The following is a 24450-nucleotide window of genomic DNA, read 5'->3' as shown; positions in this document are numbered from 1 at the left end:
TGTGATGTTCACTCAAGTGCCGCAGCCGCTGGTGTATGCCGAAGCGTTGCTGGCGCAGTTCGCCAGCCTGTCGCGCGCGGCGGATGGCGCTGCGCTGCTGGGTGACTTCGTGCGCGGCGTGGCGGAACTCAGCGGTTGCGAGCTGACGCAGCTGTACCTGCTGGACGCGACCCACACGTGCCTGGGGATGAACGCCGAGTGCCTCAACGGCATTCTGCAGCCGCGCGAATCGGCGAGCCTGCCGGCGGATTACAACGGTGAACAACTGCTGCAATTCGCCCTGTGCCAGAACCGCGTGGTGAGCCTCGGCGAACTGAGCGGCAGCCTGCACGAAACCAGTTTCCTGCCGCCGCAAGCCACGCCGTGGCAGTCGCTGCTGTGCGTGCCGCTGGTCAACCAGCAGAAGGCGGTCGAAGGTTTGCTGCTGTGCGCCAGTCGCCGGCACATGGACCTGCAAGGCTTTGCCGATTCCCTCGGGCAACTGGGTTCGTTTGTGCTCGGCCAACTGCATCTGCTGCAACGTCTGCGTCAGCCGGTGGGTGATGCACGGCCATTGAAGGCCAGCGTCCCGAGTGCCAGTGGTTACGGCTTGATCGGCAAGAGCAAGGCCATGCGCGAAACCTATTCGCTGATCAGCAAAGTCCTGCACAGCCCGTACACCGTGCTGCTGCGCGGCGAGACCGGCACCGGCAAGGAAGTGGTCGCACGCGCCATTCACGACTGCGGCCCGCGCCGTTCCCAGGCGTTCATCGTGCAGAACTGCGCGGCGTTCCCCGAGAACCTGCTGGAAAGCGAACTGTTCGGCTACCGCAAAGGCGCCTTCACCGGCGCGGATCGCGACCGTGCCGGGCTGTTCGACGCGGCCAATGGCGGCACCTTGTTACTCGATGAAATCGGCGACATGCCGTTGTCGCTGCAAGCCAAGTTGCTGCGCGTGTTGCAGGAGGGCGAGATCCGCCCGCTGGGCTCCAACGACACCCACAAGATCGACGTGCGCATCATCGCCGCGACGCACCGGGATTTGTCGGTGCTGGTGAGTGAAGGCAAATTCCGCGAGGACTTGTACTACCGCCTTGCGCAATTCCCCATCGAGTTGCCGGCCCTGCGTCAGCGCGAAGGCGACATCCTTGATCTCGCCCGGCACTTCGCCGACAAGGCCTGCTCGTTCTTGCAGCGCGATGCGGTGCGTTGGTCCGACGCGGCGCTGGATCACCTGTCCGGTTATGCCTTCCCCGGCAACGTGCGCGAACTCAAAGGCCTGGTCGAGCGCGCGGTGTTGCTGTGCGAGGGCGGCGAGTTGCTGGCCGAGCATTTCTCCCTGCGCATGGAAGCCGTGCCGGAAGACAACAGCCTGAACCTGCGCGAACGCCTGGAGCAGGTCGAACGCAGCCTGCTGCTCGATTGTCTGCGCAAAAACGACGGCAACCAGACCCTCGCGGCCCGCGAACTCGGGCTGCCGCGTCGCACGCTGCTGTACCGCCTCGGGCGCCTGAACATCAATCTCGGTGACTTCGATGGCTAGGCAAATGACCGTCGATTTCACCTCATTCGCTTCTGATAGCGCCGCCCGAACGGGCCGGCGCTTTGTGCTTTGTCTACCCCTGGAGACCCTCTGATGTCTGTTCGTCACTGGCAAGCCGTCCTGCTGACCCTCGTCGTTCTATGCGGCCTTGGCGGCTGCAGCGGCAATTACAAATTCAACGACAACACCTATCGCCCATTGGGTGATCCGCAGGCGGTCAATCGCGGCAAGTGACCGCAAGGAGTATCACCATGGAATTGGTTTTCGAAATGCTGAACACCAAGCAGTTCGTGCCCACGGAGCTGTGCCAGAAGACCTTCAAGCAGGCCGGCGGCGTGATTGGCCGGGGCGAGGATTGCGACTGGATCATCCCGGACCGCAAGCGTCATCTGTCCAATCACCATGTGGACATCAGCTTTCGCGAAGGGACGTTCTTCCTGACCGACACCAGCAGCAACGGTGTCCAGGATGGCGGCAGCGGCGCACGCCTGCGCAAGGGCGAACCGATGCGCATCGAGCATGGCAGCACCTACGTGCTGGGTGATTTCGAGATCCGTGCGCGGCTGGTGCGCGACCCGGCGACCTTCGACGTTGAAGTCGGTCGCCCACAAGCGGCGGGCAGCATCATCCCGGATGACGCGTTCCTTGATCTCGATCCGCTGAACGCCCTTGATCAGCAAGAGCGCGTGTACTCGGAAATCGAAGAGTTGATCACCCCGAGCACCACCATCGAGGACACCCGTCAGCGCGCCGACTATGCGCGCATCGACATGGAAAGCCTGATGGTGCCGGAGTTGATCAACGCCCCCGCCGATCCTGCACCAAGCCCTGTCGCAAAAGCGCCTGAGCGCCAGAGCGAAGGTTTCTGGGAGCACTTCGGTGCGGCGCTGGGTGTGGACCTCAAAGGCCTCGACCACGACGCCCGCGAAGCCCTGGCGCTGAACGCGGCACGTCTGCTCAAGCAAAGCGTCGGCGGTTTGCAGCAGAGCCTGCGCACCCGCAGCGAACTGAAAAACGAACTGCGTCTGGCCCAGACCACCGTGCAAGGCACGAACAAGAACCCGCTGAAATTCGCCGTCGATGCCGGTGAAGCGCTGGGCATTCTGTTGCAGCCGAACAAGCCGGGCCAATTGCCGGCCGAGCAGTCGATCTCCCGTGCGTTCCGCGATTTGCAGGCGCATCAGGTGGCCTTGCTGACCGCCAGCCGCGCCGCCGTTCGCGGCACGCTGGAACACTTCTCGCCGCAGCAACTGACCCTGCGTTTCGAGCGCGACAACAAACCGTTGCTGGCCACCTCCGGCAGCCGCTGGAGAGCGTACGGTCGTTATCACCAGGCACTGCGTCAGGACGATGACTGGAGCGAGCGCCTGCTGGCCCGCGACTTCGCTCAGGCCTACGAAGAACAGATCCGCCTGATTTCCACCCTTCACACCGACCACCAAGGATGATGCGCATGTCTCGCTGCTCGACCGCTTTTTTCAAGATGCTGACTGCGTTCGCGGTGCTGGTGCTGCTGGCCGGTTGTTCGTCGCTGTCGCCGTATTCCAAAGTGACCAAGGTCAACCTGAAGCTCACCGGCAGCGATCAGCTGAACCCGGACCTCAACGGGCGCCCGTCGCCGGTTGTCGTGCGTCTGTTCGAGCTCAAGCACCCGGTGACATTCGAGAACGCCGACTTCTTCAGCCTGTACGAGCGCGCCAAGGAATCCCTGGCCCCAGACCTGGTGGCCAGCGAAGAACTCGAACTGCGCCCGGGCGAAACCATTGAGCTGAAACTCAGTGTGGAGGAGGGCAGCCGTTACGTCGGGATCCTCGCGGCCTACCGCGACCTGCCGGAAACCAAATGGCGCTACACGGTGCAAGTCACCCCGCTGGAAGTCACCGAGGCTGACCTGACCCTCGACCAGGCCGGTATTCGCAACAGCAACGAAAAGCTCGCCAAGGCGGATGACTGATCATGAATTCCCATAAAGTCATTTGGCAGGAAGGCATGCTGCTACGTCCGCAGCACTTCCAGCACAACGATCGCTACTACGACCACCAGATGAAAACCCGCACCCAGTTGCTGGGCAGTTACACCTGGGGTTTCCTCAATCTCGACATCGATTTGCAGTTCCTCAACATGGGCAAACTGGTGATCAGCCAGGCCTCGGGGATTCTGCCGGACGGCAGCCTGTTCGAACTCGGCGGCAACACCGAGCCACTGGCGCTGGACGTGCCGCCGAACACCGGCAACACGCCGATTTACCTGGCGCTGCCGCTGGTCACCGGTAACCACATCGAGTCGCGCCGCCCGGAGCAATCCGACGTGCTGGCGCGCTACACCGCGTACGAAGCGGAAGTGGCCGACTCCAACGCCGGCGACGATTCCGCCAGCCAGGTCAGTTGCGGTCGCCCGGACTTCAAACTGTTGCTCGGCGAGCAGCAGAGCGATCAGGCTTACGTGAAGCTGAAGATCTGCGACGTGCTCGACACTACGCCCGACGGCGTGATCAGCCTCGATCCGGACTTCGTGCCGACCTACATTCAGGCGCATTCCTCCAGCTATTTGCTGTCGTGCCTGAAAGAAGTGATCAGCATGCTCGGTCACCGGGGCGACACCATCGCCGAGCGCATCCGCTCCAACGGCAAGGTCGGTGGCGCGGAAGTCGGTGACTTCATGATGCTGCAACTGATCAACCGCACCGAGCTGCTGCTGCGTCACTACCTCGGTCTGGAACAGGTTCACCCGGAAGAGTTGTACCGCACGCTGCTGACCATGCTCGGTGATCTGGCGACCTTCTCCAGCGACAGCAAACGCCCGCGTCTGGACAGCCGTTACCAGCACAGCGATCAGGGCGCGAGCTTTCGCAAACTGATGGAAGCGATTCGTCAGGTGCTGTCGATGGTGCTCGAACAGCACGCCATCGAACTGGTCCTGCAAGCACGTCAGTACGGGATCATCGTCTCGCCGTTGCACGACCACAAACTGCTGGGCTCGGCGTCGTTCGTGCTCGCGGCCAGTGCCAACTGCGATTCCGAAGAACTGCGCCACCGCTTGCCGGCGCACCTCAAGGTCGGCCCGGTGGAGCGCATCCGCCAACTGGTCAACCTGCACCTGCCGGGCATCAAGGTCAAACCGTTGCCGGTGGCCCCACGGCAGATCGCGTTCCACTCCAACAAAACCTATTTCATTCTGGAACTCAGTTCCGAAGACCTGGCACAACTGGAGCGCTCCGGCGGCTTCGCGTTCCACGTGTCCGGCGAATTCGCCGAGCTTGAATTGAAATTCTGGGCCATCAGGAACTGACCGACATGATCAAGGACATGGAACACCATCAGGACGATAAAACCGTCTTGCTCGACCGCCAGGGCCACGGCCCGGCGCAAAGTCCGCTGACCGACTTCGCCGCACCGCCGCGTTTCGAACAACTCGAAGAGCGGATGATCTACGCCGCCCGCCTGCGCCCGGCAGAGACCTTCAACATCAGCCTCAATTCGCTGGTGGCCGCCGGTTCCGATCTGTTGTCGGAAGTGGTTCGCCTCAAACACAGCGACAGCCGCGAAGACATGTACGCGCTCAACGAGCGCCTGACCGCCGGGCTGAAACTGTTTGAAGTGCGTGCGCTGCACAACGGCGCCGAAAGCAGCCAGGTGATGGCTGCGCGTTACGTGCTCTGCACCGTGGTCGACGAAGCCGTCGTGACCACGCCGTGGGGCAACGAAAGCGAGTGGTCGCAGATGAGCCTGCTCAGCAGCTTCCACAACGAAACCTTCGGTGGCGAGAAGTTCTTCCAGCTGCTGGATCGCCTGTCGAAAAACCCGGTCAAGCACCTGCCGATGCTGGAGCTGATGTACCTGTGCCTGTCCCTCGGTTTCGAAGGCAAGTACCGCGTGCAAGCGCGCGGCATGCTCGAACTCGAAGGCATCCGCGACGCCTTGTATCGGCAGATTCGTCAGCTGCGCGGCGACGTGCCGCGTGAACTGTCGCCGCATTGGGAAGGCTTGAACGACCAGCGTCGCAGCCTGGTGCGCATCGTGCCGGCGTGGATGGTGGTGCTGTTCACCGTGGTCTGCCTGGTGGTGATGTATTCGGGGTTCGCCTGGGTCTTGGGCGAGCAGCGCGACACCGTTCTGCAACCTTATCAGCCGCTGGATTCCGCCGCGGCCCAGCCGCTGTCGCAGCCGTAAACAGGGACGTGTGATGAAAAAGTTTTTCAAGAAAGTCGGCGCGTTCGTGCGCCAGACCTGGGTCTGGACCTTGCTGCTGGTGCTGTTCGTCGCGCTGCTGGTCTGGTTTGTCGGGCCGTTGTTGGCCGTCGATGACTACAAGTTCTGGGAAGGTTCGACCTCCCGCCTGCTGACCATCAGTGTGCTGTTCCTGATCTGGGGCCTGACCATGGTCTTCGTCAGCTGGCGTGCCGGTGTGCGCAAGAAAGCGGTCGAAGAGACTGAGGATGGTCAGGATCGTATCCGCCGTGAAGAGTTGATCGACGAAGAGCAGAAGGAGTTGAAGGAGCGTTTCAAGGACGCCCTGAAAACCCTGAAGACCTCGAGCCTCTATCGCGGCCGCAGCGAGCGCTGGCGCAGCGATTTGCCGTGGTACTTGCTGATCGGCCCGCAGGGCAGCGGCAAGACCAGCCTGCTGGACTTCTCGGGCCTTGAGTTTCCGATCAACAAGATCGACCGCAAACTGACCCGCGATACCCTCGGCACCCGGCATTGCGACTGGTACTTCGCCGACCACGGTGTGCTGATCGACACCGCCGGACGTTACCTGACCCAGGCGGATGCCGAAGTCGATGGCAGCGCCTGGAGCACTTTGCTCGACCTGCTGCGCAAGCGTCGTCGCAACCGTCCGTTGAACGGCGTGCTGGTGACTATTCCCGTGGAATTGCTGCTGGGCGCTAACGAGCAGGATCTGGAGACGCTGGCGCGTCAGGTGCGTGCGCGCCTGCAAGACGTGCATCAGAAACTGCACGTCGATGTGCCGATCTATCTGGTCCTCAGCAAGGCTGACCAGTTGCTCGGTTTCGACGAGTTCTTCGACCAGCTGACCCGCGAAGAAAGCGATCAGGTGCTCGGCACCAGCTTCCGCAAAGAGCAGAGCGGCACCGACGTCACCGTGCTGCGCGCCGAGTTCGAAGAGCTGCTGCGTCGCCTGAACAGCCAAGTGATCATGCGCATGCACCAGGAGCGCGACACCCAGCGCCGTGGCCGCATCCTCGACTTCCCGCATCAACTGGGGCAGATCGGCGAGCGCCTGTGCCTGTTCGTCGACATGGCGTTCACTGGCAACCGTTATCAGCGTGTCAGCCAGTTGCGCGGCTTCTACCTGACCAGCGCACCGCACCTGACCCAGGAAATGGACCAGACCACCGCCGGCATCGGCGCCAATCTGGGGATCAATTCCGGCGTATTGCCGACCCTGCGCAGCGGCCGTTCGCGGTTCATTCACCATTTGCTCAGCCGGGTGATTTTCCCTGAGGCCGATCTGGCCGGTCTGGACAAACGTGAACGCAGCCGCATCCATTGGGGCCAGCGTGCGTTGTACGTCGGTGCGTTGGCGGCGTTGGGCCTGTTCGGCCTGCTGTGGGCGAGCGGTTTCTCGGCCAACTATGAGCGCCTGGAAAACCTGCGCAACCTGGCGCAAACCTGGACGCAACAGCGCTCGGCCCTGACTGCCCGTGATGATTCGATGGCGGTACTGAAGACCCTCGACACCAGCTACGCAGCGACACAGGTGTTCCCGAAAAAGGGCGATGTGGGTTACCACGAGCGTGGCGGCCTGTATCAGGGCGAAGATGTCAACCCGGTGGTCAAGGCGGCTTACGAGCGCGAGCTCGAAAAGCAATTGCTGCCGAAGGTCGCGACCCTGCTGGAAGGGCAGATCCGCGCCAACATGAAGGACCGCGAACGCCTGCTCAACAGCCTGCGTGCGTACCTGATGCTGAACATGAAAGATCGCCGCGATGCGGTGTGGCTCAAGGACTGGGTCGCTACTGACTGGTCCCTGCGTTACGCCGGCAACACGGCGGTGCAGAACGGCCTGAACACGCACTTCGAGCGCTTGCTCAAGCTTCCGTTTATCTACCCGCTGAACGATCAACTGGTGGCTCAGGCGCGTCAGGTATTGCGCAGCGAGTCGCTGGCCAACGTGGTTTACCGGATGCTGCGCGAGCAGGCCCGAGACCTGCCGGAATACCGTTTGAGCCAACACCTGGGCCCGCAAGGTGCGCTGTTTGTCGGCACCGATTACGTGATCCCGGGCTTCTACACCCAGCAGGGTTATCAGCAGTATTTCTCGGTGCAGGGCAGTGCGCTGGTCACCGACATCCTGCGTGACAACTGGGTGCTGGGCGAAGGTTCGGGCATCAGCGGCATGGACTTGCGTCGCCTGATGGTCGAACTGGAGCAACTGTACTTCCGCGACTACGCCAACTTCTGGAGCGAAGCCGTAGGCCAGGTTGCACTGCCTCCGATCAGCGATTTCAGTGAGGGCGCCGAGCAACTGGCGGGCCTGACCTCGGCCAACTCGCCGGTGCTGCAACTGCTGGTGGAAGTGCGCGAGAACACCCGGTTCCCGGCAGAAGCCGAGGCGGTTGATCAAGCGGCTGATGCCGCTGCCGCACTGGGCGAGCAGAAAGGCAAGTTGGGCAAGCTGGGCAAACTGGCGTCTGCCGCCGCGGACAAAGCCTCGGACATGGCAGCGATCAAAAACCTGCCGGACACCGCGAAGAAATCCCTGCAACGCCGCTTCGAACCGCTGCACCGTTTGCTGGATGACAACAACGGCCCCGCCGCTGATTTGACCCCGGCGCTGACGGCGCTCAACGACCTGCAAATGCAACTGTCGAGCCTTGCGCGCGCCAGTGCGCCGGAGCAGGCCGCGTTCGAAATGGCCAAGACCCGCATGAGCGGCCAGCGTGATGCGCTGAGCAACCTGCGCAATGCCTCGAACCGTCTGCCGCGCCCGGTCAGCGTGTGGTTCAACGTGCTGGCCGAAGACACCTGGCGTCTGGTGCTCAACGATTCCTACCAGTACCTGAACCAGCGTTATCAAAGCGAGCTGTATAGCTTTTACGGCAAGGCGATCAACAAGCGCTACCCGTTCAGCGCCCACAGCACCAGTGACGTGGCGATCAGCGACTTCCGCGAGTTCTTCAAGGCGCAGGGCATTGCCGATCGGTTCTTCGATACCTACATGCGTCCGTTCGTGAGTGGCGATCCGGGCAACTACCGTCTGCGCAGCATTGACGGTCACAGCATGCCGATCTCCAAGGTCTACCTCGACCAGATGGCCGCGGCCCAAGTGATCCGCCAGAGCTTCTTCTCGATCAACCCGGCGGAACCGCAAGTGCAGTTCAAACTGGAGCCGTACACCCTCGACCCGGCCGTCAGCCGTTCCGAGTTCAAGTTCGGCGACAAGACCATCGAATACCGTCACGGCCCGATTGTGCCGGTGTCGTTCAAATGGCCGACCGACGCTGAAGACGGGCGCACCAGCCTGGTGATGGACAAGATGGCGGGCCGCCCGATCGGCATCGAGAAGAACTCCGGCCCGTGGTCGCTGTTCCGTCTGTTCGACCTGATGCAGACCGAGTACCTCAGCGGTCGTGACGTGCTGGTGCTGAAGGCGGACGTCGGTGGCCTGCGCGCCAACTACTTGCTGACCAGCCAGCGCACGCCGAACCCGTTCGACATGGGCGTGCTGCGCACCTTCCGTATGCCGGTGCAGCTCTGATGCTGGTTGCCAGTTCCTGGCGCAGCGCTGCGCGCACCGATGCCGGCAAGGTTCGGGCGCGCAACGAAGATGCTTTCCTCGACTGTCCGCAGCAGGGGCTGTGGGTGGTCGCGGACGGCATGGGCGGTCATCAGGGCGGCGACGTTGCCAGCCAGTTGATCGTCGCCAGCCTGGCGGAATTGCCGGCGCAGGATGACTTCGACGAACGACTCAAAGGCATCCGCCAGTGTCTGCACTGGCTGAACCGTCGCTTGGGTCAGGAGTTGACCGTCACCGCCGGGCGCCACGACAGCATCATGGGCAGCACCGTCGTGGCGCTGCTGGTGGAAGGCAATCGCGCGGCCTGCATCTGGGCCGGCGACAGCCGTTGCTACCTGTGGCGCGGCCAGCGTTTGTATCAGCTGTCCAAGGACCATTCGCTGCAACAGCAACTCATCGACGAGCAACAGATGAGCGTCGAAGACGCCAGCGCGCATCCCGCCGCGCATGCCTTGACCCGTGCGGTCGGGGCGGCCGAGCAACTGACGCTGGACGTGCTCGAACTCGAGGTTTACCCCGGCGATGCGTTTCTGTTGTGCAGCGATGGTTTGTACAACGGGCTGAGCAGCGATGCCTTGGGTAGCGCCCTGAGCCTGACCGCGCCGCATGTCGCACTTGAGCGTCTGTTCGACGGCGCGCTGCGTGGCTCGGCCCGGGACAACCTGACTGCCGTGGTGATCCGCCAATGAGCCAACTCATGCCGCCGCTCGACGACCTGCTGATGAGCGAAGAGCAAGCCAATAACCTGACTTACTTTGCGTTCGCCAAGTCGCATCAAGCTGAGCCCGCGTTGGCGCCGACAAGGGCCAGTGTCGGTGAACTGCCAGACGTGCTGGCAGGGCGTTACCGCATCGAGCGTCTGTTAGGTGCCGGTGGCATGGGCGCGGTTTACCGTGCACGGGACTTGCTGAGCGAACAGTTCGGCGATCCCGACCCTTACATCGCGCTGAAAATCCTCAGCGAAGAATTTGCCGAATCGCCGGATGCCAGCGCCTTGCTCTACAGCGAGTTCGCCCTGACCCGACGTCTGCGCCATAACAATGTGCTGCGCCCGCACACCTTTGAAGTGGACACCGATTGCCAGCGTGCCTTCATCACCATGGAACTCATGCGTGGGCTGACCCTGGACAAACTGCTCTGCGAGCGACCACTCGGCCTGCCGTGGAAAGAACTGCGCGACATCGCGCTGCCGCTGCTCGACGCACTGGCCTACGCCCACGCTCGCGGCGTGCTGCACGGCGACATGAAGCCGAGCAACGTGATGCTCAGCGAAGAAGGCGTGCGCCTGTTCGACTTCGGTCTGGGCCAGGCCGAGGAGGGCATCCTTCCAGGCCTGCCACACCTGAGCCGCGACCGCTTCAACGCCTGGACACCGGGCTACGCCGCACCGGAACTGCTCGAAGGCCAGCCGCTGTCCGCCAGCGCCGACGTCTACGGCGTGGCCTGCGTGCTTTACGAATTGGCGGGCGGCAAGCACCCGTTCCGCCGCTTGCCCTCGACCCAGGCCCGTGACGAACACCTGGAACGCGAGCTGCACGCCCCGAAAAATCTACCGAAACACTGCTGGCCAGCCCTGCGAACGGCGCTGGCATTCGATGCGGCCGATCGAACGATCACCGCCGCACAACTGCGTGACGCCATGGGCGCCACTTTGTCTTTGCTGCAACGTCTGCGACTTCGGGCGTAACGGATGACTACCGAACAGGGAGCAAGCAATGTTCAACCCAGCTAACGAAACGCACTTCAGCCTGACTGTCGAAGACTACGTCGGCGACCTGCAAGTGCTGTCGTTCACCGGCACCGAAGGCATCAGCCAGCTGTATCGCTTCGACCTCGAACTGGTCAGCGAAAACCCCGATCTGGACCTGGAAAAACTCCTGCACAAACAGGCATTCCTCGCGTTCGATCCACAGGGCAGCGGCATCCACGGCCAGATCTACCGCGTCGCCCAAGGTGACGCCGGCAAACGCCTGACCCGCTACAAAGTCTCCCTGGTGCCGCACCTGCAATACCTGCATCACCGCACCAACCAGCGCATCTACCAGCAGATGTCCGCGCCAAAAATCATCGCGCTGATCCTCGAAGAACACGGCATCAAGGGCAACGCCTACAACTTCCAGCTCAGCCAGCCATGCCCGGACCGCGACTACTGCGTGCAGTACGACGAAACGGACCTGCACTTCGTCCAGCGCCTGTGCGAAGAAGAAGGCATTCACTACCACTTCCAGCACAGCGAAAAAGCTCACTTGCTGGTATTCGGTGATGATCAGACCGTATTCCCCAAACTCGGCCAGCCAACCGCGTACGTGCAAGGCAGCGGCATGGTCGCCGATGAACCGGTGATCAAAGGCTTCAAACTGCGCCTGGAAACCCGCACCAGCCGCACCACCCGCCGCGACTACGATTTCGAAAAACCACGCCTGCAACTCGAAGCGGCCTACAAACCCGATGTTCAGAGTGACGAACCAGACCTCGAAGACTACGACTACCCCGGCCGCTTCCTCGACCGCGCACGCGGCAAATTCCTCAGCCAGCGCATCCTCGAACGCCACCGCGCCGACTACCAGCAAGCCGAAGGCCACGGTGATCAGACCCGCTTGATCAGCGGCCACTTTCTGGAAATGTCCGACCACCCACGCACCGAGTGGAACGACCTCTGGCTGCTCACCGAAATCGTCCACGAAGGCAAACAGCCGCAAGTCCTCGAAGAGTCCGTGACCAGCGACACCACCGACAACAAAGACGACTTCCACCAGGGCTACCGCAACCGCTTCCTCGCCACCCCATGGGACGTGTTCTACCGCCCGGCGCTGGAACATCCAAAACCCCGCGTGCTCGGCAGCCAGACCGCCAAAGTCACTGGCCCCGCCGGCGAAGAAATCCACTGCGACCAATACGGCCGCATCAAAGTGCAATTCCACTGGGACCGCGAAGGCCAGGCCGACGACAAAACCAGCTGCTGGATGCGCGTCTCCTCAAGCTGGGCCGGCGACCGCTACGGCGCCATCGTCATCCCGCGCATCGGCATGGAAGTCCTCGTCACCTTCCTCGAAGGCGACCCCGACCAACCCCTGGTGACCGGTTGCCTGTATCACAAGGAAAACCAGGTTCCCTACGACCTGCCGGCGAACAAGACGCGCAGCGTGTTCAAAACCCTCAGCTCACCGGGTGGTGGCGGGTACAACGAACTGAGGATTGAGGACAAAAAAGGCGCGGAGCAGATCTTTATCCATGCCCAACGGGATTGGGATGAAAACATCGAGCACGACCAGAAGATTCGCGTCGGCAATGAACGGCACGACACGGTGGTGAAGAACACCTACACCGAGCTGAAGGCTGAAGAGCATCGCACCACGATTGCTGATCGCAAGGTTGAGACGCGGGTGGATGATCACCTGACGGTTGGGCAGAACCAGCATGTGAAGTTGGGGACTGCGCAGCTGACTAGCGTTGGGAAAGAGATTCATCTGAAGGCTGGGGCGAAGATTGTTATTGAGGCAGGGTCGGAGCTGACCATCTTGGGTGGTGGCAGCTTTATCAAGCTGGATGGCGGTGGGGTGACGGTTGTTGGGCCGATTGTGAAGATCAATGCGGGTGGGGCGGCGGGGTCGGGGACTGGGATCGGGATTAAACCGCCGGTGCTGCCGGGGGCGGCGGATAAGGATAAGGCGGGGAGTTTGATGGATCAGGCGTTGGGGAATGCGGTGCCACCGCCTCCGGTAGAAGCCGAGAAAAAGGGCTTCCGCATTCAGATGAAACGTCCATATGACAAAAAAGGGATCGCAGGACAGCCCTATACGCTGGAAGTGGACGGCATAACCTATAAAGGCACGACTTCTGGTGATGGTTTTGTAGACCAGCCAGTTCCGCCTGATGCGAAGAAGGGAAAACTTACGTTTTATCCATTCGGTGCAGAATCGCAACCATGGGTGTGGGAGCTGGATTTAAAAGCGCAGTCGGAAGCCTCGGATGTTAAGGGACTCCAGTCGCGACTTAAAAACCTTGGTTTCTATGACGGAAAAATTGACGGTGAAAACGGACCGAAAACAAAGTACGCCACCCGATGCTTCCAACGCTCGTGTGATTTAGCAGATAAAGATTATCTTTCTTCCAGTGATGTTAAGCGTCTTGAAGAACAGCATATTGCATAAGGGAATAGGCAATGATTTACGGTAATTTCGACCTCCGTCGCAAAGATCACGACGGGAAACCCGCCCAAAATATACCCCCGCGTTGGAGCGGAATCGACAACCCTCCGATTACCGTTGCAAACGCTGAAACAGCAGCGGCAACCACCGGGAATGGCGCCGCTTTGGCAGTGCCAGAGCACGTGAGAAAGCTTCAGGAGGATCTGATTAGTTTAGGTTTCTCTGTGCTCGGCAAGCCTAGCGGGGATTTTGGGCCCAGAACCGAATGGGCCGTCCGAGAGTTTCAAATATACGCTTCGATGTCTCAAGTTGCATGTGTAAGAGATGACAAAAAAGGACAACTCCTTCTGGATCAGGCTGGATCTCCTGTGCGGGTGAATAACTTAGATGTCTATTATGACGGTTCAGCTGGAATTGTTGCCAAGGCTGGAAAGGCTCCTGTCGTCAGCGGGACTACAGTTGGACCTGTAAGTTATTACGTTGATAGTCTTAAGTCAGTAACGAATGCTGCAAAATATACTGGTCCGATAAGTGGTGTGGTAAATGAGAAGACTAGAGCTGCAATAGAATATTGGCTGGACAATGACTATAGGTGTCCGGTTGTTTTTGAGGCTTGGAAGATTACTGCAGGTGCTAGGGTTGATTTAGCTCCTAAGGGTTGCAATATTTGGGCTCACGATAGCTTTACCGAAGGGCCTCCAAGAGTTGTAGTAAGGGACTTCAGTAGTTACTTTTCTTTCCCCACTGGTCGCGCTCAGACGGAATATCACGCAGTAGGTTACTATCAAAGCGGTATCTATGGCGGGCCAAATGCGGGAAAAGCGCATAGTTGGTCATCTCAGACTGAAATGACGGTAGAAAATATAACTGGCTCACCTGTTAATCCGACGCAAGTTAATAGCCCAGCCCTATCGACTTATCGAACGATAAGGGTGGTTGCGGAAGCAGAATGTTTTGGTCGTTTTGACGTGCTAAATGCTTGGGATAATGCTCTGATTTCTGGCGGCCCCTGCCATTGGACCATGGGCAACTTTGGAGCAAACGCATACGGAAAGGGTGAGTTTGTTGGGTTCATGGCATATCTTAAAAATCGCAATCCTGAAATCTTCAAGAAAGTATTTGGTGATTTTGGCTTATATCCAGCTAAAGAATGGAGTAGCCCGAGCCTGTATGACTCGAATACTATGACCTATGCCGGCTGGGTAAAGCTTACTAATGATACTTATGCCATCTCCCAATCGACTCATGCCGACAGTGAGTTTACGGGATTAGGCGTCTCCCAGGATGAGGCTCACTATTTAAAGACATGGCATTGGTTTTATCGCTTGAGTATGGCTGCGCGCACTATTCCGGGATATAGGGCTGCTATGTGGTCCATGGCCAAGCTTCGACTGAAGGAAATATTGACTGATCCCATTGGTTTCCAAGCTGGTGGGGCAACGGTTAACAGTACTATAGGAAATATTTATACTTCCGAAAAGGCAGTAGCCATACTTCTGCGCTGGCATGTTTGGCGTCCTTCTCATGTTGTTGGTGATCCCCCAAATAACAGGCTTCGCGCTGTCCTTCAAAGTACGATAAACGGTTCCGCTGGGATAAATTGGCAGCTACCGATTGCTAGCTGGGGAGCCGCGCACGAATCGGCATTAACGGCAAAGCTGTTTACGGCTTTAGAGGCACTGAACGATACGATTACTGGAGCCATAATTTTTGGTGCCAGTGAAGCTCAAGGCTCGGTTAGAACAGGTCGGAATACGTTTATTTTGGAGAATTGAAATGAAGTACCTTTTCGTGTTTGCTTTCTTTGCTACTGCTGTTCGCGCTGCCCCTGTAGATGTTTGTTATCCCACGGAAGGGCCTAAGCATTTTTTGTCCCAATGGACCGAGGACTCACGCACAATCGATATGCTTTCACGGGTTGAGGGCGAGAAATTTTCAATCGAGGAAGGGAAAATCGTCTATAACGAAGACTTCAATGGTGATGGCGTGAAGGACTTTATTTTTCTTTCATATTCTAGTGCAGGTTCTAGTGGTGATTTTACTTACGGATTTTTAGTCCAGTGCCAAGGTTTTCTGAGGAATGTGGGAGGCGATTACTTTGCAGATGTAAAAGTTCTAGATAGTCATCCAGAAAATACTCCATATAAAGATATTAAAATCTATTCTTATGATCGAGATAAGCAAGATCAAATTATGCACAGAGATGGAAAGCCGCTGACTACTCCTCATCTTTGGCGCTTCAATCCAGAAACGAAGCTGTATGAAGGTGAGTCAAGATAAGTGAGGTTAAAGGGAGTTGGGGCGGATTTATTTTCTAGTCCGTCCCGTTCACACCTCTTAAAAATTTATTTATCAGGCTAGTTGTGACTATAAATAAATTTTTCTCCTGTTGCTGTCCCCTTTGTCGCTGGGATTTGAACTGATTGAATTAAGGAATTGAAGACAGTGAAACGCTTTTTTTGGTGCTTTGTTTGCGCGTTAGCGTGCCAAGTCACTCTGTCGCTTTCGCCTGCGCTCGCTACTCCGCAGGTTATCAAGAAGATTCCGGTCAGTTTAATGGGTGATGCATCACGTCAAAACGTGTTTGTGCTGACTGGTGATACCGATGAAGCTTATCACCGACTGCTGATCGCGCCTGAGCCTGGGGCCAGCGACGACATTCTGCTGGATACATCCAAAGCGATACCGTTAATCAAAAGCCAATACTCGGCGGCCATGAGTGAAGGCTTCAGTATCAACGTGATCAACAGTCCGGCAGGTGTGCTTACGGTTGTCGATATGCAAGGGGAGCCCGTGTCAGTCAAGCAGTCTTCCGCTGAAGCAGGGGACGCGCTTGTGCTGGTCAGTAACGAAGAAGATAACGGCGTTTACAACTTCAATCTGGTGTTCCGCTACAACAAAAACTCAAAACAGTTTGAGCTGAGTAGCCTAGTGCAGGTAACCAACAACGAGTCCTGTGATCGCTCGGTAGTCAGTGTTGAAGAAGTACCAAAAAGCATGATCGGCGAAACCTCGTTGTCGTCGTTCGATGGGCGCAAGGTGTTTGAGCAGTTGCATGACCTGCACGTTAAGCGACCCGCCGAGGGCTACAAAAAACTGATGATGTCGGATATCGCGTACCAGCTCGACCAAGCGCTGGTGCTGTATCGAAAAGGGCAGAAAGAGGCCGTTTCGACGGTGATGGCGAATTTTCTGATGGATGGGGGCGAAGGCCACTGCTATCCGCACAGTTACATCGCGCAAAAGTATGACTTCGCTCAATCGCCAAGCTGGTCTAACGACGTCGGTTTTCTATTGGGCGAGTCCGGCTATTACGAAGAATCCATTGAGTTGTTGAACGCGGTTATTGCCAGAAGCCCCGGCAGAGCAGTTGCCTATCTGAATCTCGCGGATAGTTACTGGGGCGTGAAAGATAAGGTGCGGGCGGCGCAGGCTTACAAGCAATATGCCTCGTTGATGACCAGCGCAGGCAAGGGGTCGAAGATTCCTGATCGAGTGGCTGAGCGCAGTAAAGGAGCGGTGGAGTAATGGGCGAGCAGGCTGTGGCGAATCAGAAACTGGAGCTTGGCAGTAGCGTAGGGGCCCAGCAGTGAGCACAACACTTAAGAGGCTTGCGATGGCGTTGACGGGCTTCGTTTTAGCGGCGTCGATGATCTCGGCGAATGCCCAGGAAACCTGCAACCACGACAGCTTCACCAATCCCGATTTGATCACTTGCGGTCAGCAAAGCCTCGAGAAAGTCGATGCCGTCTTGAATGAGCAATACAAGACGGCAATGGCCAGTTTGTCTCCCGCAGACAAGAAGCAACTGATCGATGTGCAAAGAAAATGGGTGCGCTTTAAAGAAGCGTATTGCGAGGATATCTATCAGTCCGCTTTACCTGGAGCGGAGGCGCCCATCGAGAAGCTTACGTGTTTGGCGCAAACAACCAATGCCCGGTTGGGTGAGCTCATTTATCTACAGACAGGGCTGCCGAATGATGGCTTTTACAAAGCTGCATCGCTGATGGCAGGGCAGGATCGCGAAAGCGGCTTGAAAGCCTCGATCAATCTGCTGGGAGGGGGTGAGTTCGACGATCCGGTTTGGAAGCAATACGCCGACGCGCAGTGCGACATGAGTTTCCGTCTGTTACGTGAGGACCTCGCCTATTGCGCTGTACGAATGCGCTTTCAGTTGCCCATGAACCGCTAAAGGAATGGGGGATCTATGAGTTGGTGTCTCAGGGCGCTCAGATGGTCTCCGACTCTTCTTTGGAAACCGGATGTAAGTGGGAGTAGGGCGAGCACATGCGATTCAAGTATCTAGCCATATCAATGCTCGGTCTGCTGTGGACGGCACCGGTATTTGCCGAAGCAACCACTTTCAACCCAACCAAAAACGTCGAAGCGACGCTCGTGCTGGAAGGGTTCATGTTAACGGTAGCTGTTAAAAGCGATGCCCATAACGAATCTCGGACAATCGCTTTTCAAGCTGAAAACGAACTGCATGTGCAGATAGACGACTTCAATTTCGACGGTGAAAAGGATTTTGCGGTCTGGCAGATCGATGACGGAATGGGCACCTACACCATTCACAGGATTTTTGTTTACCGGCCCGAAGCGCGTATTTTCAAGGAGCTGACCCCAGCTTGTGGCGACGATTTCGTCAGTCTGCGCGTGGAGCACGACAAGAGAACTCTGCTCAGCACCTACTGGGAAATGAATGAGCCAAAGCTCTGTGTTACCCATTTTTCCCCAGATTAGATTGCCTAGATTTCATCTGAATAGTTCAAGGATAGAAGACCGTGAAACGTTTCGTTTTAAGCGTTATTTGTGCGCTGACATGCCAAGCCGTTCTACCGGTTTCAATCGCGCTTGCTCAGGACGAGTGCGCCGGGATCACCACAAGCCAACAAGTTGATAAGTGCTCTGAGGTGTCGAAAATCGCTGCCGATTCACAGTTGAATACGAGTTATCACCAACTGATGGCTCGACTCGAAACTCAGTATCGAGCCGAACCCGACACGGGTACGGCGTATACGGCGAAGGTCAAAGAAGCGCAGCGCGCGTGGATAAAATTGCGTGACGCGAACTGCCCGCTGGAAGCGTTTGAGATTAAGCCAGGCACTTCTGCCTACACGACGACCGTGAACAATTGCATCGCAAGAATGAGCCGCGAGCGTTCAGTCTTTCTAGACAATATTGCGCCCGACATCGTGAGTGGTTCGGCTGTTGGGCGTGGGTCAGATGTCTCGTGTCCATCTCAGGACTTTGCTCAGTTTCTACCGGTGTTTTCCTCTAATGCTGAGACCCAGAAGCGTCTCACGGCGCTGGCGGTTAAGATGCTGGTGTTAAAACGTACAGAAGACCCTGGCCGATTCGAACCGTCCATTACTGGGGAAACAGGCTCCAGTTTGGCGTTTCCGTTGATGGCTGCGGTGGGGAAAGGCAAGAATGAAGGGGTTGAGATCGAACAAATCGACGACAGTCACGTTAACGTTGTGGATAAACGAGCGGGTAACAGCAACATCAAGATTTTTAACTTTTCTCGAAAGGCGTGCTGGGCGCTTGTGGGGGTCGAAGACTGGTCCATCAGCGAGAAGGAGCTTGTCGCATCCAGTAAACCCGGAATGAGCCGGGCCGAAAACTTCTGCTATCAACGTGCAGAGGGTTTGGGCGGTTTAGGCGCGATGGAGCAATACCGGCTGACTAAAGAACTGTTTGAAGCGGCCCTGGAAAACTATGTCTGTGCTGCGGATTCGGGTGATCCACAGGCGAGTCTGTCGGCGGCAAGTTTGAGTCTTTCGCAGATGGCGCCTCAATTGGAAACCAGCAAGGTGGAAGCTTTGTTCAAAGCGGCATCGACGACACCGAGTGGCGCGCTGGGTTATGCCACTTATTTTTGTAACGGTAATTCCACCGACTATAACGGCCCTTGCCTGCACCCCGAGCAGGCAGAAAGGGAGGTTGTTCGCGCAGTTTCCATGGGCTCCACAGATGCGATGAACTACCTGGGGTCTTCTTTTGAGAATGGCCAGTTGGGAACAAAGGATATGTCTCGGGCGTTGGCCTGTTATCAGTTGGCAGCTGATAAAGGTAGCCCGGGGGGTAGCGACGGCGTGAAGCGTTTGGTTTCGCAAGGCTCAGACATAAAGGCCAGTCACTGCCTGTAAACTTCGCCGTGCAGGTATAAACGCTGAAGAAGGGGACCTTAAGTCCCCTTCTTATTTTTGCTACGCCTTCGCCCGAAGCTCCGCCGGATTCGGCGAATCAATATGATCCAGCGCTCGCTCCACCATCAACTGCGCCCCATCGGCCATTCTGCTGAGCGCCAGGGCTACTGATCTTCGAGTGCCATCAATGTCATCAACTAGGTTGGCAGCGAAGGCGCTGATGGACTTCAGGTCTTCTGAGGCGTTGGCCAGGAGGGCTTCGGTGTCGATGTTGGAGAGAGCAAAGAGGACGGATTTATTTGTTGCGACGAGCTTGTGGGCAACGAGTTTCGACTCCTGACGATGACAGACGCAGAAGCGCCGCCGCTTGATTAAGGATGAGGGTATGAACTGGTATTGCCGACGGCTACGCCAAGTGCCTGGCAGGACAACAGGCCGGTTAACGGCGACAAGGGATCCCCAATGAATCAGTTTTTTTTCGCAGGCAGCGTGTCATTGCGGCTCTCGTCCCCGGCTTGGGCTGCGCCGGCGGATGCTTATGCCCAGCGCGATGTCATGCAGGGTGGCGGCGTCGAAGTGGTGCTGGTCTCGTCTTGCCGAACAATAACGGTGGAAGACACGGAAACCCATGTCATCCCGGTCTGTTCCGACCAGACAATCAACATCGGCGGCAAAGTACTTCGGCGTGATATTGGCAAAATTTCACAACTCACGTCCGACGGTGCAAAGACGAAGATGTTGAATAACGTGGTGGTGGCGATAGATTGCGTGAAGGGCAGCAAAGGCAGCCTTGTATCGGTAGGCGGCTACGGCGGTTGTGGCGCCTGTCCGGAGTGGCGCGGTTATTACTCGACAGCCGGACGACTGGAGCAATACAGCTTCGATAATAACCAGCGCTCTTTTGGTTCGAAGGGTTCCTGGGAAGAGCTGATCGAGGCGTATGGCGTCACGAAGAGGCAGCTGCAATCGGAAAGCCCTGCAGTGAAAAGGATCGCCTATGGCCAGCCTTAAGTGGGTGCTGATGATCGGCGGTCTGTTCATCGCCGCCAGTGCCTTTGCCAAAGATCCGCCAATAGTCGGTATCGACGGGCGCACAGTGACGTTTCGAGCGACAAAATGGACGATGCCCGGTGTGGAGTCGGCGACCGCCTGGTTCACCGCAAACGGCAAAACCTTCCCACTCTTCGGCTCCGACGTTGGCGCCGATGGGCACTCCGACTGGCTCAGTCCTGACAAGAAAACCTTGTTGCTCGATCCGGTGAGCTTCGGCATGTTGTCGGTCGAGAGTGGTGAAGAAAAACTGGTGTCGCAACAGCATTGCGATGTGATTTCGATGGAGACCGGTTGCGTGCTGGCTGAGCGTTCTGCCAGCTTTTGTGTCGGTAAATGGGTGGGCAATCAGTGGGTTTCCGCAGACGGCCAAGTGCTCAATCCCGCCCTGGAGACGCAGTCCCCAAAAGACCTGCTGAAACATGTCTCGGGCATTGAGCCGGCGCAGTCCCGAGCAGAGTCCATTGAATGGAGCCTGAGCTTTTTAAGTCCGGAATCCTACATGGCGTGTCATCCCCCGGCGCAAAATGTTCAGGCGTTCAACGACCTGGGTTTTTACCTGGCCGAGGGCGGTAACGATGAGTTTGCACTGAAGTTTTATCGAGGCGTCGAGGTGGTCGGCAAGCGCACGGTGTTGATGTTGAACATGGCGGATTCGTTATGGCGACTGAACCGAAGAGATGAAGCGCAGCAATATTACAGCGAGTACCGCGAAGCGATGAGTGCCGCCGGCAAGGCGCAGAAGATTCCGCAACGCGTAGCTGAGCGATCCGTAAATCAAGGAATGAAAAATTGAACAGGACGGAGAGACGCGTCACGTCTGATTCATCGTAAAAAGATCACCAGTATATGGCTTTGATGATTTGTTCAATCTCGTGGATCAACAGGGAAGTGAATGGAAGTGGCCAGGTTTTTTAGTTGTGTGTGCGTGGTTGTATCAATCATCGGTTTTTCGTCACAACCAGCGTTAGCCAAAGACTTGCAAACCATCGAGCAGATGCACCCTCCAGTGGTGGCTTCGGTGGGCGAGCAGAAGATCACAGTATTGTTCTTGAAGAACACGCTCAAAGGTCAGACGAAAGGCGTATACGTTCCCGATGGTGAGGTTTTCTACGCGACGATGAGTGTTACGAAGCCAAAACTCATTTATGTGGCGCCCGTCAATGGCGAACAGATAGCTTCGGTGTTCTTCTTCGAGCGCAAATTCCCTGAGCGAGCGGGAAAGTCCTTGTATGTGCTGACGAAAAACAAAGAGTCGAACAGTGGCTTCGAAGGCTATTCCTATTCGACGCTGGAGTTGGCGCTCATCAAGGACGGAGATCAGTTGTCTTTGAGGTTCTTTCGCGGTGACTTACCAGATTCTGAATTGCAGAACTGCCGCGATGGGCGAAACCTGGAAACGGGCGTAGATGTTGAATGTGCTTACAAGGATGCGGCGAGTATTAAAAAGCGTCTGGCAGAGTTGGATTTAAAGATTATTGCGGATTCGAAACTGGAACATAGCATCAGCCAGGAGCCGCGCAAAACCGGTGGTAACACGGCCAATGTTGCTTGTCCCTCGAACGAGTTTTCAGCGTTCATCGCAGCCTTTTCCGAGCGAGCGGACGTGCAAAAAGCGTTCGTTCAACAGCCGCTGCAACTTGTCACGACCGTGGCGGGAGATCCCGAGCCTGAGCTGGAAAAACGCAGCGTGAGCGGCGATCAGATCAAGTTTCCGCTCATCCCGGATCGCGTTAAACGAGAGGCTGACGGTCTTACGTTGACCGTCAAGGAAGAGCGGGGCAACAACGCCACGGCGATCCTGCAGAAGCCGGATACCGATTATGTCTTCGAGTATCAGTTTGTTCGTGGGCAATGTTGGCGGCTTGCAGAGGTCTCGGATTTTTCACTTTAGACATGCGGTAAGCGCTACTTAGAGCACGTCATTGTTTTCAAAAAAATGAGATCAGAGGGATTTGTGAAGAGGCTATTTTTAATGATGTTGTCGGTGTTGCCGCTGGCGGCCCGCAGTGAAATCACAACACAGGTTTCTTGTTTTCGTTCGCTGGAAGGCAAAAACATCAATTTCGAATTCAGAACCTATTACGACTCGGTCACCAAATGGAGCGGCGCGGGGGTTAGGTATAGCAAGTCGAAGAAGGCCATTCCTCTCGTCTATCGGAACACTGAAGAAGAAGTCATGACGGAGGGCGGGCCTTACCAGTTCACGACGACTTGGGTGGAGGTTTCTGACGGTGCGCTGACGGGGGAGTATGAAATGGTCAGTCAGGGTGCTCGGATTTATGGAATGACATATACGAACTATAAATCCGGAAAGAAGTATTCATTTGAGCAAGATATCAGTATGGATTCGCCGCCAGAGACTGGTTGTCAGTGGTGAGTCAGGGATCACCAAGAAAGGGGACTTAACGTCCCCCTTTTTCTATCCACCAGCAAGCCGGCTATCTACAGGTCAGCTGGCTCGGTTTTGTTGCTTGGCGAAAATCGCCGCCATTTCCGGTTCATCCAGATGATCCAGCGCTCGTTCAACCAGCAAATGCACCCCGTCGGCCATGCGGCTGAGCGCCAGGGCTACGGAGCGGCGTGAGCCTTCCACGCCGTCGGCCAGGTCGGCGGCGATGGCGCTGATGGACAAGAGGTCTTCCGAGGCGTTGGCGAGGAGGGTTTCAGTGTTGATGTCGGGGCAGACGCTGAAGAGGTCGCCGTTGCGACGTTTGGATTTTTGATCCGGTGGTGTGCCGAGGTGATGGTCGAGGGCGCGCTCGGCGGCTTCGTGGAGTTTTTTGGAGTCGAAGGATTCGTAGGGGGATGTGGATTCGTGTTCTGGGGGATTCGGCGTTGGCTTGATCATTGATGTAGCTCCTGGAATTAAGAGACCGACACCGTTTCGCTTTGCACTTCGAAAGAGGTGGCAGCTGTGCGTTGGTGTGCAAGACCGATCCAGGAACCGGCAGACCCGAAGGTCTCCGACGCACAGCCGCCATAACGACCCGCGAGCATAGGAAAACGCTCGACGAATAGCCATAAGCAATTGCACACCTGGGTTCGGACTTGCACGTCCGTATCACCGATTTTGCGGCGACGGACAAAGCCTATCGATGAAGCTCGATGCTGCCTAGTTCATGAACAACGCCATACATTGAAGGAAATATCCGATAGCCCCGAGCGTAGAAAGACCAAAAAACCTCAGCTTTTAAACAACAGCGTTTCGTCAATGACTTGGTAGTCATCAGCGTCAAAAACCACGGCATCTTCTTCTAACACTGCACAATAGTGGCGTTCTCGCTCGAAGCCGCTACACTGCGCCGGCCGTTCATTTTCCTTTTGAGGCTGTGCGCATGAAATTTCGTTTTCTTCTGTGGATGCTGGGTTTGTTGATGGGTAAGGCCAGTCGGACTAATCCTGCGTTTCAGCAGCAGTTGGGTGACAAGGAATTGGTGTTCCAGCTACAGACCCTGGACGGGAAAGTGGCGCGGCATTTCTTTGTGAAGGATCAGCGCATTACCAGTAAGTCGGGCGTGTATGCCGAGCCGGCGTTTGCGATTGCGTTTAAAGATGCGGCGTATGGCTTTGCCACGATGCAGGCGAAGAACAAGCAGTTGGCGTTTATGACGGGGATTCAGGACAAGTCGATTCAGATCAAGGGCAACCCGGCGCTGGTGATCTGGTTTCAGGGGTTGACCAAGTATTTGAAGCCGCGGAAGGCGAAGGCTGCCGCCAAGGTTTGAGGTGGTCAGGTAGACCGAGTTGGATTCTTCGCGGGCAAGCCTCGCTCCTACAGGAATCACGAAACCCTGTAGGAGCGAGGCTTGCCCGC

22 protein-coding genes and 2 pseudogenes are annotated in these 24450 nt (G+C 57.2%); 22 read left to right on the top strand and 2 right to left on the bottom strand.

Annotated elements, in window-relative coordinates; all coding sequences use genetic code 11:
- The first annotated feature begins 4 nt into the window (after nucleotides 1–4).
- The 17 genes and pseudogenes from J4E42_RS08035 to J4E42_RS07960 all read left to right on the top strand — a co-directional run bounded on the left by J4E42_RS08035 (nucleotide 5) and on the right by J4E42_RS07960 (nucleotide 19583).
- A complete protein-coding gene (locus J4E42_RS08035) occupies nucleotides 5–1522 on the top strand; it encodes a sigma-54-dependent Fis family transcriptional regulator (RefSeq protein WP_192420516.1) in 1518 nt (505 codons plus the stop codon).
- 93 nt (nucleotides 1523–1615) lie between these two features.
- Complete coding sequence (locus tag J4E42_RS08030; RefSeq protein WP_008030659.1) at nucleotides 1616–1756, top strand: hypothetical protein; 141 nt, start codon at nucleotides 1616–1618, stop codon at nucleotides 1754–1756.
- A 17-nt stretch (nucleotides 1757–1773) separates the two neighbouring features.
- Entirely contained in the window at nucleotides 1774–2970 is a 1197-nt protein-coding gene (gene tagH, locus J4E42_RS08025; protein ID WP_008038089.1) for a type VI secretion system-associated FHA domain protein TagH, read from the top strand.
- 5 nt (nucleotides 2971–2975) lie between these two features.
- On the top strand, nucleotides 2976–3476 hold the full coding sequence (gene tssJ, locus J4E42_RS08020) for a type VI secretion system lipoprotein TssJ (protein WP_008030657.1): 501 nt from the start codon (nucleotides 2976–2978) through the stop codon (nucleotides 3474–3476).
- Nucleotides 3477–3478: 2 nt separating this feature from the next.
- Nucleotides 3479–4810 (top strand): type VI secretion system baseplate subunit TssK, encoded by a 1332-nt coding sequence (gene tssK / locus J4E42_RS08015; protein ID WP_008030656.1) that lies wholly within the window; start codon nucleotides 3479–3481, stop codon nucleotides 4808–4810.
- A gap of 5 nt (nucleotides 4811–4815) precedes the next feature.
- Entirely contained in the window at nucleotides 4816–5691 is an 876-nt protein-coding gene (gene icmH / locus J4E42_RS08010; protein WP_008030654.1) for a type IVB secretion system protein IcmH/DotU, read from the top strand.
- Between the two features lie 13 nt (nucleotides 5692–5704).
- Entirely contained in the window at nucleotides 5705–9244 is a 3540-nt protein-coding gene (gene tssM / locus J4E42_RS08005) for a type VI secretion system membrane subunit TssM (RefSeq protein WP_008038087.1), read from the top strand.
- Nucleotides 9244–9972 carry a PP2C family serine/threonine-protein phosphatase gene (locus J4E42_RS08000; protein WP_008030650.1) on the top strand — a complete coding sequence of 243 codons (729 nt, stop codon included), beginning with the start codon at nucleotides 9244–9246 and terminating at the stop codon, nucleotides 9970–9972. The genes tssM and J4E42_RS08000 overlap by 1 nt, the downstream gene beginning before the upstream one ends.
- Entirely contained in the window at nucleotides 9969–10970 is a 1002-nt protein-coding gene (locus J4E42_RS07995) for a serine/threonine-protein kinase (protein ID WP_207284965.1), read from the top strand. The genes J4E42_RS08000 and J4E42_RS07995 overlap by 4 nt, the downstream gene beginning before the upstream one ends.
- A gap of 28 nt (nucleotides 10971–10998) precedes the next feature.
- Nucleotides 10999–13026 (top strand): annotated as a pseudogene (gene tssI, locus J4E42_RS07990) (type VI secretion system tip protein TssI/VgrG); the annotation flags it as partial.
- A gap of 9 nt (nucleotides 13027–13035) precedes the next feature.
- Nucleotides 13036–13434 carry a peptidoglycan-binding protein gene (locus tag J4E42_RS29610; protein WP_404943244.1) on the top strand — a complete coding sequence of 133 codons (399 nt, stop codon included), beginning with the start codon at nucleotides 13036–13038 and terminating at the stop codon, nucleotides 13432–13434.
- Nucleotides 13435–13445: 11 nt separating this feature from the next.
- Nucleotides 13446–15206, top strand: coding sequence for a peptidoglycan-binding protein (locus J4E42_RS07985; RefSeq protein ID WP_207284963.1), 1761 nt, complete (start codon nucleotides 13446–13448; stop codon nucleotides 15204–15206).
- A gap of 1 nt (nucleotide 15207) precedes the next feature.
- On the top strand, nucleotides 15208–15711 hold the full coding sequence (locus J4E42_RS07980; RefSeq protein ID WP_259331670.1) for a hypothetical protein: 504 nt from the start codon (nucleotides 15208–15210) through the stop codon (nucleotides 15709–15711).
- Nucleotides 15712–15876: 165 nt separating this feature from the next.
- Complete coding sequence (locus J4E42_RS07975) at nucleotides 15877–16959, top strand: M48 family metallopeptidase (RefSeq protein WP_207284961.1); 1083 nt, start codon at nucleotides 15877–15879, stop codon at nucleotides 16957–16959.
- 88 nt (nucleotides 16960–17047) lie between these two features.
- Nucleotides 17048–17623, top strand: coding sequence for a lysozyme inhibitor LprI family protein (locus tag J4E42_RS07970; RefSeq protein WP_207285032.1), 576 nt, complete (start codon nucleotides 17048–17050; stop codon nucleotides 17621–17623).
- Between the two features lie 95 nt (nucleotides 17624–17718).
- Complete coding sequence (locus tag J4E42_RS07965; RefSeq protein ID WP_207284960.1) at nucleotides 17719–18174, top strand: XAC2610-related protein; 456 nt, start codon at nucleotides 17719–17721, stop codon at nucleotides 18172–18174.
- A gap of 41 nt (nucleotides 18175–18215) precedes the next feature.
- Nucleotides 18216–19583, top strand: coding sequence for a lysozyme inhibitor LprI family protein (locus J4E42_RS07960; protein WP_207284959.1), 1368 nt, complete (start codon nucleotides 18216–18218; stop codon nucleotides 19581–19583).
- A 60-nt stretch (nucleotides 19584–19643) separates the two neighbouring features.
- Here the strand turns inward: J4E42_RS07960 and J4E42_RS29415 are convergent.
- A pseudogene (locus tag J4E42_RS29415) lies at nucleotides 19644–19880 on the bottom strand (DUF6124 family protein); the annotation flags it as partial.
- Between the two features lie 165 nt (nucleotides 19881–20045).
- Between J4E42_RS29415 and J4E42_RS07955 the strand changes: the two are divergent.
- The 4 genes from J4E42_RS07955 (at nucleotide 20046) to J4E42_RS07940 (ending at nucleotide 23013) form a co-directional block, all read left to right on the top strand.
- The gene (locus tag J4E42_RS07955; protein ID WP_207284958.1) at nucleotides 20046–20594 is read left to right on the top strand and encodes a hypothetical protein; all 549 of its coding nucleotides are present in this window, start codon (nucleotides 20046–20048) and stop codon (nucleotides 20592–20594) included.
- A gap of 10 nt (nucleotides 20595–20604) precedes the next feature.
- Entirely contained in the window at nucleotides 20605–21429 is an 825-nt protein-coding gene (locus J4E42_RS07950; protein WP_259331669.1) for a type IV pilus biogenesis/stability protein PilW, read from the top strand.
- 99 nt (nucleotides 21430–21528) lie between these two features.
- A complete protein-coding gene (locus J4E42_RS07945) occupies nucleotides 21529–22527 on the top strand; it encodes a hypothetical protein (protein ID WP_207284956.1) in 999 nt (332 codons plus the stop codon).
- 81 nt (nucleotides 22528–22608) lie between these two features.
- A complete protein-coding gene (locus J4E42_RS07940; RefSeq protein ID WP_207284955.1) occupies nucleotides 22609–23013 on the top strand; it encodes a hypothetical protein in 405 nt (134 codons plus the stop codon).
- 72 nt (nucleotides 23014–23085) lie between these two features.
- Here the strand turns inward: J4E42_RS07940 and J4E42_RS07935 are convergent, their stop codons facing one another.
- On the bottom strand, nucleotides 23086–23484 hold the full coding sequence (locus tag J4E42_RS07935) for a DUF6124 family protein (RefSeq protein ID WP_207284954.1): 399 nt from the start codon (nucleotides 23482–23484) through the stop codon (nucleotides 23086–23088).
- Between the two features lie 487 nt (nucleotides 23485–23971).
- Here J4E42_RS07935 and J4E42_RS07930 point away from each other — a divergent pair, with 487 nt between their 5' ends.
- Nucleotides 23972–24361 (top strand): hypothetical protein, encoded by a 390-nt coding sequence (locus J4E42_RS07930; protein WP_008038063.1) that lies wholly within the window; start codon nucleotides 23972–23974, stop codon nucleotides 24359–24361.
- Nucleotides 24362–24450 lie beyond the last annotated feature (89 nt).

Source organism: Pseudomonas sp. FW300-N2A2, from assembly GCF_017351735.1.
Classification (GTDB): Bacteria; Pseudomonadota; Gammaproteobacteria; order Pseudomonadales; family Pseudomonadaceae; genus Aquipseudomonas; species Aquipseudomonas migulae.
The sequence above is the reverse complement of the archived record's forward strand: the minus strand, read 5'-3'. Positions and strand labels throughout refer to the sequence as shown.